Below are 13,615 nucleotides of genomic sequence, written 5' to 3' on the forward strand. Positions count from 1 at the left end.
CGAGGACACGCGTGGACTGGCAATATTCGCGCTCGGACTGCGCAGCTCGGTCCCGAGACGGAGCACTCAGGTCGCGGGAGTGGCCATCTCGGACGGGGCCGTCTGCGTCGGCTGCATGGTGGGAGTCGGGGTCGACCCGTCGTCAGCGCTGGTGGGAACGGCGCTTCCCGACTGGTTCGGCGTCTGAGCATCGCCCGTGCAGCCGGCCAGCAGGCCGACCGCGAGAACGGAGGCGCCCAGGGCCCCAAGGAGGCGTGCGGCCCTCACTTGCCCGTCACCGCATCCTTCACGGCCCCCACTGCCTTCTCGACGATGTTCGGCTTCGGGTCGGTGCCGTAGAAGCGCTCGTCCGGCTGAGTGGGCGGTGGCATCATGACTCCAGCGCCCGGCTCTGCGACGCGGTAACTGAACTCGCCCTTGCCATCGGGGGTCGGGCCGGACGCCCAAGTCCCCTCCGACGCGGCCGCGCCATCCGAGAAATTGATGTATTCGTACGACACCGAGCGCTCCTCCTTCGAGATCGGGAAGTTCGAGGGCACGGGCAGATCCTCCTTGCCCTCGGCGCGCAACTCGGCAGCCGCCGCGATCCACTGGTTCTGGTGCATGGTGTCGCGAGCCAGGAGGAACGAGAGCAGGTCGCGCACTCCGTGGTCGTCGGTCATGTGGTAGAGCCGCGCGACCTGAAGACGCCCCTGCATCTCGGCGTTAGCGTTCGCCGTGAAATCGGCGAGCAGGTTTCCGCTGGCGGTGATGTAGGAGCCCTGCCACGGGTTGCCCATGCTGTCGACAGGCCGGACCCCGGCTCCGGCGACGATCGCCGCCTGCACATCCATACCACCGACCACGGCCGCGAGAACCGGGTCCTTGGTCATGGCAGCCTCGGACTGCTCGACCGGAGCCTTCTCGAGCAGCTGGGCGATCATGACGGCGATCATCTCGACGTGACCGAACTCCTCGGCACCGATGCCAAACAAGAGGTCCCGGTACTTGCCCGGGTCGTGCGCGTTCCAGGCCTGAAATCCGTACTGCATCGCCACGGTGATCTCGCCGTATTGGCCACCGAGCACCTCTTGGAATCGGCGGGCAAAGACTGCGTCGGGCCGTGAGGGCGTGGCCGTGAATTGCAGTTCCTGACGGTGGAAGAACATGACTGGTGTGCCTTTCCGGTAGTCGAATGATTCGGGTGGATCGGACATCTACTGCCTGTCCTTCGACGGTAAGCAGCCCCGTCGGACGGCCAGAAGGGGCTTGACGCCCGTCGCGAGACAATGTCCTGGCCGCTCTCAGGATCGACAGCTCCGGCGACCTCGTGGGCGCGGGATGTTATCCCCCTTGAGGAGCCGACCGCTACTCCCTTCCCGATGCTTCGACGCCCCGTCCAGACTGGGCGGCGCCGGCACGCCATCCACACCACGACCCTGGAAGGGACACACGATGTCGAACATCGATCCCGCTTCACCTCCATTTGGAAACGGCGCCGCGAACTTCGGCGCGACCGAGACCTCCACCGAGACTGGGGCGCACGCCGCATCCGGCTCCGGTGGCGCAGTCGACTCGGCGAAGGAGACGGCAGGCACCGCGAAGGAGCAGGCCGGCGTCGTCGCCGGCGACGCCAAACAGGCCGCGAGCGAGGTGCTCTCGACCGGCAAAGACGAGGCCGCCACTGTGGTTCAGGAGGCCAAGGTCCAGGTCAAGGACCTCTACAACCAGAGCCGAACGCAGTTCACCGAACAGGCGCACGCGCAGAAGGAGAACGCCGCCAAGGGCGTCCGCGCCTTCAGCGACGATCTGACCGCACTCGCGAACGGCGAAGGCGGCAACGAGAATGCGGCAGCGAACCTCGTCTCGCAGGCGGCCTCCCGCGCCCAGGGCGTGGCCCAGTGGCTCGAAAATCGCGACCCTTCCGAACTGCTCGACGACGTCCGCTCGTTCGCACGACGCCGTCCGGGAGCGTTCATCGCGATTGCTGCCGCCGCCGGACTGGTCGGCGGGCGCCTCATCCGCGCGCTGACCGCCGAGGCGAAGGACGAGAAGGAGGCGACCACCTCCCGCACCGACGGACCCGAGTTCGACGCTCCCGCGCCCTCCGCCTACGGAACCGTCGGGTCGAGTTCTCTGGAGCGCGACTACCTGCCGACTGAGCCAATCGCCGATCCGCTGAGCACTCCGCCCACCGCGACCGGCTACGACTCCTTCCCCGGTGGGACCCGACTGTGAGCGACCTGTCGGGCGCGCATCGCGCAGGCTCCTCGGAACCGACCGCCGACCAGCGGGCCGGCTCGACGTCGCTGGGCGATCTGCTCGGCGAGGTCTCCCGCGACCTTTCGACCCTGATCCGTCAGGAGATGGCGCTCGCTAAGGCCGAGCTGAAGGAGTCCGCTAGCAAAGCGGGCAAGGGCGCAGGCCTGCTGGGGGGTGCAGGCTATGCCGCGCTGATGGCCGTGCTCTTCCTCTCGATTGCCCTCTGGTGGGGCCTCGGCACGCTGATCGGCAATGGCTGGTCGGGAGTTGTCGTGGCAGTGATCTGGGGCGTTATTGCCGCGATCCTCTACTCCGTCGGGCGCAAGAGCCTCAAGGAGGTCGACGGCGCCCCAGAAACGGTCGACTCCCTCAAGAAGATTCCCGAAACCCTCAAGCCGAACGGGGCAGGACGATGACCTACAACACAGAGAACACGCCGCAGAGTGCGGATTCGCCGAAGAGCGCCGACGAGATTCGCGCGGATATCGAACACACTCGCCTCGAGCTCGGCGGCGACGTCGACGCTCTCGCCGAGAAGGTCAGCCCGAGCGCCATCGCTCAGCGGCAGACCGACAGGGTGAAATCGGCCGTGGGCTCGGTCCGCGACCGCGTGATGGGCTCGGCCCACGAGGCTTCCGACTCGCTCTCGAGCGGAGCCGGCTCTGCCAAGGCGAAGGCCGAGGGCAACCCGTTCGCGGTCGGCCTGATTGCCTTCGGCGCCGGTCTGCTGGTCGCCTCGCTGATCCCGGCGTCCAGTCAGGAGAAGGAAGCAGCAAGCCGCGTCAAGGAGCAGGCGCAGCCGGTCGTTGACACGGTGACAGACGCCGCGAAGGAGGCCGCCAGCGAACTCCGCGAGCCCGCGCAGCAGGCGTTCTCCGCGGTCAAGGAGACTGCGACGGATGCCGCGCAGAACGTCAAGGAGGCCGGCGGTTCCGCTGCCGACGACGTGTCGGACTCGGCTCGCGAGGCCAAGCACGCCGTCCAGGAGGACGCGCAGTCCTGATCGGATGCTTCTGACAGGGGCGGCGGACCTTCGGGTTCGCCGCCCCTGTGCGTGTCATTGGCGACCGCGGGGGTGAAGCGGAGCATCCCAGCGTGGGAACGGGGCGTAAAAACCAGGGAGAGACTCATCAGGGAACTCAGGAACGTCTCGCGACGCGACCGCATCGAACAGCGCATGTGCATCGTTCGTCCAAAACAGTTCGCTATACACCTGGATCGAATACACTCCACTCGCCTGAATGAAGTACTTCACCCGATAGCCATCACCCGTGATACCCCACAATTCGGCGTTGGTCGTATACTCCCGCGTGAAATACTGCCACCCCTGCTCCTCGAAATACTTCCGCATCGGATCCAAGTCCGAGAGAGAACCATTCGCCCCCTCCGGGGTGATAATTCGACCACCTCTCACGTAGTAGCTGTTCTCACCCGTCCCACCCGGAAGACCACCCCCTACACCACCACTGAACCCTTCCTCGGGCAGCGTCTCCCCACCGTGCCATCTCCAGATACCATCACTGATCCGCAACTGCGCATCCCGCAACAACTCGTTCATGTGCACGTAATGCTGCGCATTCAGCTCGAACTCTTCCTCCAAAGACAACTCCGCCACCTCCGCCTGAGTCATCCCACCGCATCCCGCCGCTCCGCCATCGTGTTCCTCTCTTCATTCGCTCCGCACCCGCAGAGCAACATCACCAACAGTGTTGTAGCCAGCACCGCACGGAACGTCCGCCGCGCACTCCGCTTCGCTTTCACCGCAGAAGGGCGGTGGACTTTCGGGTCCGCCGCCCTTCTGGGTATCACTGGCGGCCCAGCGGACGGATCGGGTTGTCCCATCGAGGAAAGGGGACATACACGCCGGGAAGCGACTCCTCCGGGAACGGATCGTAATCCCGAGACGCGACCGCTTCGAACAATGCATGAGCATCGTTCGTCCAAAACAACTCGCTATACACCTGAATTGAATACACTCCACTCGCCTGGATATAATAGTTAATCCGATAGCCATCACCCGTGATACCCCACAAATCGGCGTCCGTTGTGTGCTCCCGTGTGAAATACTGCCACCCCTGCTCCTCGAAATACTTCCGCATCGGATCCAGGTCCGAGAGAGAACCGTTCGCCCCCTCCGGGGTGATAATTCGACCCCCTTGCACGTAGTAGCTGTTCTCACCTGTCCCACCCGGAAGACCCCCACCCACGCCACCATTGAACCCCTCCTCGGGCAACGTCTCCCCACCGTTCCACCTCCACACACCGTCACTAATCCGCAACTGCGCATCCCGCAACAACTCGTTCATATGCACATAATGCTGCGCATTTAACTCGAACTCCTCCTCCAAAGTCAACGCCGCCACCTCCGCCTGCGTCATCCCCGCCGCATCTCGCCGCTCCGTCATCGGAATCGATGAACACGCCGACACGACAAGAAGGACCACGAGAACCCCTGCGATCCTCGTTGCCATCCTCAAAGAAGTCACGGACGACCCAACGGACGGATCGGAGCATCCCATTGAGGAAAGGGGACATACACACCGGGAAGCGACTCCTCCGGGAACGGGTCGTAATCCCGGGACGCGACCGCTTCAAACAATGCATGAGCATCGTTCGTCCAAAACAACTCGCTATACACCTGGATCGAGTACTGACCACTCGCCTGAATGAAATAGTTGATCTGGTAGCCGTCACCCGTGATCCCCCACAAATCCGCGCTCTTAGACTTCTCCCGAACAAAGTACTCCCACCCCTGCTCCTCGAAATACGCCACCATCGGATCCAGATCCGCCTTCGCCCCTTGAGCCCCCGGAGGCTTGATGATCCGAGTACACGTGACGTAGTAACTGATCTTACCCGTCCCACCCGGAAGACCACCCCCTACACCACCATTAAACCCCTCCTCCGGCAACGTCTCCCCGCCGTTCCACATCCAGACGCCGTCACTAATCCGCAACTGCGCATCCCGCAACAACTCCTCCGCATGCACATAATGCTGCGCATTCAACTCGAACTCCTCCTCCAAAGTCAACGCCGCCACCTCCGCCTGCGTCATTCCCGCCGCATCCCGCCGCTCCGTCACCGGAACCGACGAACACGCCGACACGACGAGAAGGACCACGAGAACCCCTACGATCCTCGTTGCCGCCCGCAGAAGGATCACTGACGACCCAACGGACGGATCGGAGCATCCCATTGAGGAAAGGGGACATACACGCCGGGAAGCGACTCCTCCGGATGCTCCCTCTCCCTCCTCGACGCGACCGCTTCGAACAATGCATGAGCATCGTTCGTCCAAAACAACTCGCTATACACCTGAATTGAATACACTCCACTCGCCTGGATATAATAGTTAATCCGATAGCCATCACCCGTGATACCCCACAAATCGGCGTCCGTTGTGTGCTCCCGTGTGAAATACTGCCACCCCTGCTCCTCGAAATACTTCCGCATCGGATCCAGGTCCGAGAGAGAACCGTTCGCCCCCTCCGGGGTGATAATCCGGCCTCCTTGCACGTAGTAGCTGTTCTTGCCCGTCGCGCCCGGAAGACCCCCACCCACGCCACCATTGAACCCCTCCTCGGGCAACGTCTCCCCACCGTTCCACCTCCACACACCGTCACTAATCCGCAACTGCGCATCCCGCAACAACTCGTTCATATGCACATAATGCTGCGCATTTAACTCGAACTCCTGCTCCAAAGACAACTCCGCCACCTCCGCCTGCGTCATCCCCGCCGCATCCCGCTGCTCCGTCATCGTGCTCCTTTCTCCACCCGCTCCGCATCCGCAGAGCAGCATCACCAGTAGTGCCGTCGCCAGCATTGCACGGACAGTCCGCCGCAAATTCTTCCTCGCTCTCACTGAGCCACGTCCCCCGTCGCCATAATCTTGACTACGGACTTGAAGGAGGTCGCATCCGGTGAAAGGTAGCCGACGTCTCCATTCGACTCGTCTGGCGACATATCATGTCCGGTCACAGCCTTTGTCCCGTCCCCTTCCTCGGCGGAGAAGATGATCGCGCCGTCGAGGGTCCGGGGGTCGACGCGCGGACCCAGACCCCAGAGACGGCCGATATCTGCCGTCCCGTCGGCATCGGCCTCGGTCGCGAACACCTTGTCGACATTCAGGTCTTTCAGGTCGATATCTGGGTCGACCCCAGCGGAGCCATAGGAGACGAGCGCGTCGATGCGGTGCCGAATGTCCCGACAGGCATCGACCGCCGTCGGCGAGCCGTAGGAGTGATTCAAGAGGGAAATGTTCTCGGGCAGAAGATCCGCTCGCGCATCGAGGAAACCATCGATGAAGCCACTCAGACGGGGAGACCCGGAGGCGGCACGCGCATCGGTCAAGGCCTCAGCTCCCGCGGGAGTGCGGTAGCCGATCCACGAGACGACAGCGAAGGAGGTATCAGGATGGATGAAGGCAGCGCCCTCGAATAGATCATTCGCCACGCGTACGTTCTGCTCCATGCTCGCAACTGTCGTGGTCGCTCCCGGAACATTAACGGTCACCCGGTCCGCCGTATCAAGATTCCCCAGCGAGATAGCCCCGACCAGTGCCCCATCGTCCACGCTGAGCCCGACAAGCTGTGCAACTTTCCCCTCGGGCCCGGTCGGGAGATCAAGCGCCTTCTCGTCCGCATCCCGCACCGCATCCCGCAACGCACTCATCTGCTTCGTGAACTCTGCCAGCCCGATGCCCTCCCCACTCCCCAACCCGAGGGCCAGATATACCCCCATCGGGTCGCGCTCCGCCGCATCGAGCACGGCCCGCGACGCGGCATCGCGGGCGGCGGCCGGCAGCCCGTCGAGATCGGCGAACGCGATCTGCGTCGCGAGGGGAAGACCCGCAACGTCGGAGGGCCTCAGCCCCGAGTCTCGCCACGCGGCGAGCACGTCCGGCGACGTGAGACTCCGATCGAGGAGATGTCGCAGCGGAGCCGGTTGCCGCCCGATCGCGCAGGTGCCGATCGCGACGTCCGAGAGCGTGCCGCCCCCGGCGCGCTCGAACGCCTCTGCGACGCGCTCAAGCCAATTCGCATCGTCCGCATTTTCGTTCAGGAGACCCATCAGACCGCCCAGCGCGTCCATTCGCTCGATGGGTGCCCAGGAGCACCTGTCCACGAAATCGGTCCAGTCGCCGCTGAGCCGGTTGACCAGGTCGCCCGCTTCCCGATCGAGCGCCCGAGCGACTCCCAGGAAGCTGCGCAGGCGCATCGGGTCGGCCGAACTCCTCCCCGACGTCGGAGCGCCCTCGGTCGAGTGGTATCGCGCCCGCACTCCGAAGGACACGTACAGCGGACGGGGACGGATCGGCTCGGTGGAGGGCCGCGGATCGAGATCCCGTGCGACCTCGTCCTTCAGCGCCTGGAATGGGTCCCCGGTAGTTTGATTGTGTAGACGTATCCTCTCCCGCTCGTACCAGGAGTCGAGGGCGTCGCGGCGCTCCTGCTCCGCCACCGCCTGCTCAGCCACCGCGTCAACCTGGTCGGCGACCATCGAGAAGACGTCGATGAGCGCCATCCGATCGTTGAGAGCGATCGTGCACGCCCGCTCGAACACCACCTGCGCGACCCCCGAGAAGTCGATCTGCACGTCGAGCACCGCGGCTTCCCGCTCCTGACTTTGGCGCGAGAGTTCCACCCCCGCACTCCGCAATCGTGACGAGAGAAGACTCGCCGCCTCCGCATCAAACCGTACTCGCACGGATCCTCCTGCCTTCCGCGCCCCCCACGAGACGCTTTTGAGTGGTCGTCATGATAGGCACCATCCACAAACCTTGCTCCCGTTGGCGCCGAATAAGGGGAGGACGAGAGACCGCTCCGCGACCCGAAGGAGCACCTCGGGCAGCGCAAGTACGAACGGGAATACCTCGCGCGATCCGTGCCTTGCCCTCGGTATGCGATCGATCGTCTACTCCCGCACCGGTGACTCCTCCGTTCTCTCCCTCGTCGACCGGGAGGCGCAAAACCCCGGGCCCGGCGAGGTCCGCGTCCAGGTGCTCGCCTCAGGAGTGAATCCGACCGACTGGAAGGCACGCGCCGGCGGCGAGCTCGCCTTCGAGGAGGTTGTCCCCAACCAGGACGGCGCGGGAATCGTCGCAGCGGTCGGCGACGGCGTCGAGGGCCTGCGCGTCGGAGACCGGGTCTGGATGTACCTGTCAGCCCATCAGCGCCCCACCGGTACTGCGCAGGAGTCGGCGGTGCTGCTCGCAGAGCATGTCGTGCGCTTCCCCGACGGGATCGGGACCGATGTCGCCGCCAGCCTCGGCGTCCCCGCGATGACGGCCCACCGCGCCCTCACCGTGCACGAACACGGCCCCTCTCGCCTCGCTCCCGGTGCCCTCTCCGGCCGCACCGTCCTGGTCCAGGGCGGCGCCGGCGCGGTCGGGCATGCGGCCATCCAGCTCGCCGTCTGGGCGGGCGCCACGGTCATCGCGACGGTGAGCAGCGACTCCAAGGAGCGACTCGCCCGCGCGGCAGGCGCGCAGCACGTGCTGCAGTACCCGGATGACGCGTTGGCTGACCGTATCCGCGTACTCGCGCCCGACGGTGTTCAGCACATCGTCGAGGTCGCGCCCGCGCAGAACGCCGCCCTCGACGTGGCGGTGCTGGCCAACCACGGCAGCATCGCCTACTACGCGAACAACAACGGCGACGAGTTCACGGCGCCGATCGTCGCCAGCTTCGCGAAGAACGCGCGCTGGCAGGGTCTCCTTCTGTACACGGTCGGCGAGGAGGCCCTGCAGGCCGCCGCGGAGGACATCACCGCCGCCCTCGCCGACGGCGCACTGCCGGTGGGCGAGGCGGCGGGCCTGCCGCTGACGTGGTTCCCGCTCGAGGAGACTGCCGCCGCGCACGACGCGGTCGAGCAAGGAGCCATCGGCAAGGTCCTCATCTGGGTGACGGACGAGCAGGCCTGACGCCTCCGGCCCGGTCTCGCTGAGTAGCTGACCCTCCCGCGGCTCGCCTATCCCCGCAGCGGAGGAGATCCCGCGATGGTCGACCGGTCGCCCAGGCCCTCGATCAATTCGCCGAGCGCCTCCTCGGCCGTGAACCTCGGCGTCCAGCCCAACTCGGCGCGCGCCCGCTCGGTCGACATCACCGGGACGTTGCCCGCGATGTCGAGCCACCCCGCGTCCGTCCGCTGTAGCCGCAGGTGCCACGTCGCGGTGACGATCGAACGGAGGAGACCGAAGGGCACCGTCACCAGCCGGGCGCCGATCGCGCGGGCCAGGAGTTGCGGAGTGAGGACAGGCTCGGCAGCGACGTTGAAGGCGCCGCCCGCTTGCCTGTCGAGTGCGCGCCAGAACGCGTCGGCCACATCGTCGGCGTGCACGCCCTGGACGATCAGGGTCCGAGGCAGCGGCAGGACAGGGATACGGACCGCCTTCAGCCATCGGGTGGGATAGTGCGGTCCCGCGAAAAGTCCGGCGATCTCGGTCGCCGCGCCGCGCTGAAACACAAGCCCAGGGCGCAGCCGGGTGACCACCACCTCCGGGTGCTCGGCCTCGAACACATCCATCGCCCGCTCGTTCGCTGCTTTATGTCGGCTGTACGTCGATGTGTGCAGACCACCGGTCGGCCAGTTCTCGTCGACCCGGGTCGACTTGGGAGCCGCACTGTACGCACCGACGGACGACGCGACCACAACCTGGCCAACTCCGGCGGCGGCGACCGCCGCGAGCACGGCCGCGGTCCCTCCGACGTCGACCAGCCGCTGGAACCGCTCATCGTGGCTCGGCTGCAGTGCCCACGCGAGGTGCACGACCGCGTCGATCCCGGCGAAGGCCTCGCGGAGCAGGCGCGGCGCCTCACTCGAGGCGATGTCGACCTCGACCCAGCGCACGCCCCGGTACTCCTCGGAGTCGAGCGCGGGTGCCCGCCGCGCGACTCCGACGATCTCGTCCACCCCGGCCTCGCCGTCGAGGCGTCGCAGCAGTGCCGTACCCAGATTTCCCGTCGCCCCGACAATCGCGATCCGCATGTCGTCATCCCTCCGCGAGCGGCATCCGTCGCCCTCGCTTGAGGGTAGGCAGCACGGCTGCCGCAGCGGAGGCGCTTGACAGGTCCGCCCGCCGGTCGCTCCTCCACAGGGGCCGGACGCCTAGACCACAGCCGCCGCGCGCGCATCCCCAAGCGCTGTCCGCGCCGAGTACCTAGCCTGGGACGATGCTGCCGACATCACCCCGACGCGTGACCTCTGTGCGACACGACGTCGAGGGGGTCGAGTTGCGCACCCTCACCGGTGGACGCGCCGAGGCCCAGCGCACCTTCGTTGTGATCCACGGCATCGGGATGTCGCACCACACCTTTTCCCCCCTCGCGGCGGCGCTGGGCCGGCACAGCCGGGTGATCGGAGTCGACCTCGCCGGTTTCGGGGCGAACCGCCGACCACAGCAGCGGGTCGGGATCGAAGATCATGCCCGGCAGGTCGAGCAAGCGCTGATCGAGCGTGGCGTCACCCGGGCGGTCGCGATCGGGCACTCGATGGGAACGCAGGTAGCCGTCGAACTTGCCCTGCGCGCTCCGGATCTCATCGACGGGGCGGTCCTGATCGGGCCCGTCGTCGACCCACTGAGGCCCGGCTCCCTGCGCCAAGGGCTCGCTCTCCTGCGCGACTGCCTCGGCGAGCCGGTCGGAGTCGATGCGATCGTGCTCGCCGACTACCTGCGCGGCGGACTGCGCTGGTACCTCCGTCAGCTGCCCGAGATGCTGCACTACCCGATCCAACTGCGGCTCGCCGCTCTCGCCCAGCCGGTCCTGATCGTGCGCGGGCGCGACGACCCGATCGCGACCCGAGACTGGTGCGAGCGCCTCCTCGCCGACGCCGAGCGGGGAAGCCTCGCCGAGTTGGCGGCGTCGCGCCACGTGGTGCCGCGCACCGAGCCCGAAGCTCTGGCGCACGAGATCCTCCGCTTCGCCGCCGCGCTCGACGAGGCGCCGACTCCGCTACCCGCACCCCGCCAGGCGGAGTCGGCCGCATGAGGCGGCTCCGGAGCCTGCTGCGCACCGCCACCTGGTGGACTCAGGACTACACATACGCCGTCGCCTGGCAGGTGCGCGGCGTCCTCTCACGCCGGGCGCCCGACGACTACCTCGACGGTGACCGCCGGCCGGTCGTCGTCCTGCCCGGCATCTGGGAGACCTGGTCGTTCCTCCGCCCGATCATCGACCCCTTGCACGCGAGCGGGCATCCGCTGCACGTTCTCACGAGCCTCGGCCGCAACGGTCGCCCGGTTGCCCGCACTGCGGAGGATGTGGCCGCCTACCTCGCCGAGCACAATCTGCGCGACGTGGTGATCGTCGCGCACAGCAAAGGCGGCCTGATCGGCAAGTACGTGATGACCGAACTCGACCACGACGGCCGCATCGACCGGATGGTCGCCGTCTCAACCCCGTTCGGCGGCTCCCGCTACGCGCCCTACCTGATACTGCGGAGCCTCCGGGCCTTCTCCCCTCGGGATGCGACGACGCTGCTGCTCGCCGGCCGAGCGGGGGCGAATGCCCGGATCACCTCGGTGTTCGGGCTCTTCGATCCGCACATCCCCGAGGGCAGCATGCTCGAGGGCGCGGTCAACGTGCGGATCGAAACCGGCGGCCACTTCCGCATCCTCGGCGACCCCGAGACGCGCGCCGCAGTCGAGACCGCGGTCACGGCCGAGAAGGACCCACCCTCCGTCTCGAAGGACCGCACCATCGCGTAGCAACCCGCCGCACCGACACGCAAACCCCTGGCGCTTCGCGGCAGAGAGGTCGAGCGTGGAGGAATGGCAGCCTCCCGCACGACCGGACCGACCGAGATCCTCCTGGTACGGCACGGCGAGAGTCTCGCCAATATCGCGGCGAGCGCTGCCGAGGCCAAGGGAGCCCACGAAATCATGGTCGATCGGCGCGACGCCGACGTCGACCTCTCTCCCGCGGGCGAGGAGCAGGCCCGGGCGCTCGGCCGCTGGTTAGCTGGCGAGGAAAAACCCGCCTCGGCCTGGACCTCGCCCTATCGCCGCGCCTCCTCAACCGCGCGTCTCGCCTTTGCAGAGGCCGGGATCGACCTGCCGCTGCACAGCGACGAACGCCTGCGCGACCGCGACCTCGGCGTCACCGACCGCCTCACCTCCGCGGGCCTACGCGCCCGTCTGCCCGAGGAGGCAGCTCGTCGCGAGTGGCTTGGCAAGTTCTACTACCGGCCGCCGGGGGGCGAAGCCTGGACGGATCTTGCGCTACGGGTCCGCTCGTTCTTCGACCATCTCGACGCCGCCGCGCCCCACGGCCCCGCCGTGCTGTTCTGTCACGACGCGGTCGTGCTGATCGTCCGCTACGTCTGCGAAATGCTCTCGGAGCACGAGTTGCTCGATATCGGCGCGTCGACCCCGGTCGCGAACGCGTCCGTCACCCGCCTCGTCCGCGAGGGCGGTGGCTGGAGCCTGGCGCTGTTCAACCGCACCACGCACCTCGAGCGCTCCGGCGCTCCCGTCACCCGGCACGACAACCGCGACGCCGGAGAAGGAGATCCCTATGAGTGAGGTCACCGATCGCGCCCTCCTCGAACGGCGCTGGCCGCTGCCTGCGCCCAGCGGCTCGAAGCACGCCCGCGGCGACGTCGTCGTCGTCGGAGGTGCCCGCAAGACTCCCGGAGCCGCGATACTCGCGGGCGTCGCCGCCCTGCGCACTGGAGCCGGACGGATCACACTCTGTGTCGCCGAGTCGGTCGCCCCGGCCACGGCCGTCGCTCTGCCGGAGTGCGGCGTCGTGCCACTCGCCGAAACCCGCGGCGGCTCGATCTCGGGCCGCGGGTTGGAGGCGCTGGCCGGCGAACTCGCCTCGGCCGATGTCGCGCTCGTCGGGCCCGGCCTGGATGATCCTCGAGCGACGACCGCGACCCTGCGCTCGCTCGCGCCCCTCCTCGACGCCGTGCCAGCGGTGCACCTCGACGCCTTCCCACTCGGCGTGCTCCCCGGGCAGCGCCGGGTGGCCCGACGCCTGGCGGGGCGGCTCCTCCTCACGCCGAATACGGAGGAGGCTGCCCGGCTGCTCGGCGCGGAGGTCGACGACGTGGAGCGCGCCGCGGTGGCGATCGCCGCGCGCTACGGCGCGGTGGTGAGCCTGTTCAACACGATCGCCTCACCGAACGGCGACGTCGTCTGGATCGAGGGCGAGCATCCGGGCCTGGCGACCGCAGGCAGCGGCGACGTGTTGGCGGGAGCGACGGCGGGACTTCGAGGCCGCGGCGTCGATCCGATGGGCGCCGCTGCCTGGGGTGCTTACCTCCACACGGAGGCTGACGCCGTCCTCGCGGGACGACTCGGCCCAGCAGGGTACCTCGCCAGCGAGATCGCGCGAGAGTTTCCGGCCGTGCTCGCTCGCTGACCGCAG

Annotated in this window: 16 protein-coding genes; 8 read left to right on the forward strand and 8 right to left on the reverse strand. The window is 67.1% G+C overall.

Features of this window, described 5'->3' with window-relative positions; all coding sequences use genetic code 11:
* Positions 1-66: 66 nt before the first annotated feature.
* The gene (locus B0H03_RS08990; protein WP_104265944.1) at positions 67-267 is read right to left on the reverse strand and encodes a hypothetical protein; all 201 of its coding nucleotides are present in this window, start codon (positions 265-267) and stop codon (positions 67-69) included.
* Positions 264-1,148: a manganese catalase gene (locus B0H03_RS08995; RefSeq protein WP_104265976.1), complete on the reverse strand. Its 885-nt coding sequence runs from the start codon at positions 1,146-1,148 to the stop codon at positions 264-266. The genes B0H03_RS08990 and B0H03_RS08995 overlap by 4 nt, the downstream gene beginning before the upstream one ends.
* A gap of 286 nt (positions 1,149-1,434) precedes the next feature.
* Between B0H03_RS08995 and B0H03_RS09000 the strand changes: the two genes are divergently transcribed.
* The 3 genes from B0H03_RS09000 to B0H03_RS09010 are packed head-to-tail and all read left to right on the forward strand — an operon-like array spanning position 1,435 to position 3,244.
* Positions 1,435-2,217 carry an ATP synthase subunit B family protein gene (locus B0H03_RS09000; protein WP_104265943.1) on the forward strand — a complete coding sequence of 261 codons (783 nt, stop codon included), beginning with the start codon at positions 1,435-1,437 and terminating at the stop codon, positions 2,215-2,217.
* Positions 2,214-2,657, forward strand: a complete 444-nt coding sequence (locus B0H03_RS09005; RefSeq protein ID WP_241560462.1) for a phage holin family protein — start codon at positions 2,214-2,216, stop codon at positions 2,655-2,657. The genes B0H03_RS09000 and B0H03_RS09005 overlap by 4 nt, the downstream gene beginning before the upstream one ends.
* Positions 2,654-3,244, forward strand: coding sequence for a DUF3618 domain-containing protein (locus B0H03_RS09010; protein WP_104265942.1), 591 nt, complete (start codon positions 2,654-2,656; stop codon positions 3,242-3,244). Before B0H03_RS09005 ends, B0H03_RS09010 begins: the two co-directional genes overlap by 4 nt.
* Before the next feature lie 54 nt (positions 3,245-3,298).
* On the opposite strand, the gene B0H03_RS09015 is transcribed toward B0H03_RS09010, so the two are convergent.
* From B0H03_RS09015 to B0H03_RS09035, 5 genes are all read right to left on the reverse strand, one after another.
* Positions 3,299-3,871, reverse strand: coding sequence for a hypothetical protein (locus B0H03_RS09015; protein ID WP_104265941.1), 573 nt, complete (start codon positions 3,869-3,871; stop codon positions 3,299-3,301).
* A 175-nt stretch (positions 3,872-4,046) separates the two neighbouring features.
* Positions 4,047-4,685: a hypothetical protein gene (locus B0H03_RS09020; protein ID WP_146082769.1), complete on the reverse strand. Its 639-nt coding sequence runs from the start codon at positions 4,683-4,685 to the stop codon at positions 4,047-4,049.
* 38 nt (positions 4,686-4,723) lie between these two features.
* Positions 4,724-5,362, reverse strand: a complete 639-nt coding sequence (locus B0H03_RS09025) for a hypothetical protein (protein ID WP_127844031.1) — start codon at positions 5,360-5,362, stop codon at positions 4,724-4,726.
* Between the two features lie 38 nt (positions 5,363-5,400).
* Positions 5,401-6,000: a hypothetical protein gene (locus tag B0H03_RS09030; RefSeq protein WP_104265938.1), complete on the reverse strand. Its 600-nt coding sequence runs from the start codon at positions 5,998-6,000 to the stop codon at positions 5,401-5,403.
* Between the two features lie 101 nt (positions 6,001-6,101).
* A complete protein-coding gene (locus tag B0H03_RS09035) occupies positions 6,102-7,886 on the reverse strand; it encodes an alpha/beta hydrolase (protein WP_104265937.1) in 1,785 nt (594 codons plus the stop codon).
* A 256-nt stretch (positions 7,887-8,142) separates the two neighbouring features.
* Between B0H03_RS09035 and B0H03_RS09040 the strand changes: the two genes are divergently transcribed.
* Complete coding sequence (locus B0H03_RS09040; protein ID WP_104265936.1) at positions 8,143-9,165, forward strand: NADPH:quinone reductase; 1,023 nt, start codon at positions 8,143-8,145, stop codon at positions 9,163-9,165.
* Positions 9,166-9,212: 47 nt separating this feature from the next.
* Here the strand turns inward: B0H03_RS09040 and B0H03_RS09045 are convergent, their stop codons facing one another.
* Complete coding sequence (locus B0H03_RS09045; protein WP_104265935.1) at positions 9,213-10,229, reverse strand: NAD-dependent epimerase/dehydratase family protein; 1,017 nt, start codon at positions 10,227-10,229, stop codon at positions 9,213-9,215.
* Positions 10,230-10,414: 185 nt separating this feature from the next.
* Here B0H03_RS09045 and B0H03_RS09050 point away from each other — a divergent pair, with 185 nt between their 5' ends.
* The 4 genes from B0H03_RS09050 to B0H03_RS09065 all read left to right on the forward strand — a co-directional run bounded on the left by B0H03_RS09050 (position 10,415) and on the right by B0H03_RS09065 (position 13,609).
* Positions 10,415-11,230 (forward strand): alpha/beta fold hydrolase, encoded by an 816-nt coding sequence (locus tag B0H03_RS09050; RefSeq protein ID WP_104265934.1) that lies wholly within the window; start codon positions 10,415-10,417, stop codon positions 11,228-11,230.
* Positions 11,227-11,949, forward strand: a complete 723-nt coding sequence (locus tag B0H03_RS09055) for an esterase/lipase family protein (RefSeq protein ID WP_237399460.1) — start codon at positions 11,227-11,229, stop codon at positions 11,947-11,949. The genes B0H03_RS09050 and B0H03_RS09055 overlap by 4 nt, the downstream gene beginning before the upstream one ends.
* Before the next feature lie 63 nt (positions 11,950-12,012).
* On the forward strand, positions 12,013-12,765 hold the full coding sequence (locus B0H03_RS09060; protein WP_104265933.1) for a histidine phosphatase family protein: 753 nt from the start codon (positions 12,013-12,015) through the stop codon (positions 12,763-12,765).
* Positions 12,758-13,609: an ADP-dependent NAD(P)H-hydrate dehydratase gene (locus B0H03_RS09065; protein WP_104265932.1), complete on the forward strand. Its 852-nt coding sequence runs from the start codon at positions 12,758-12,760 to the stop codon at positions 13,607-13,609. The genes B0H03_RS09060 and B0H03_RS09065 overlap by 8 nt, the downstream gene beginning before the upstream one ends.
* The last annotated feature ends 6 nt before the right edge of the window (positions 13,610-13,615 follow it).

This window comes from Rathayibacter iranicus NCPPB 2253 = VKM Ac-1602 (genome assembly GCF_003149025.1).
GTDB classification, from domain to species: domain Bacteria; phylum Actinomycetota; class Actinomycetes; order Actinomycetales; family Microbacteriaceae; genus Rathayibacter; species Rathayibacter iranicus.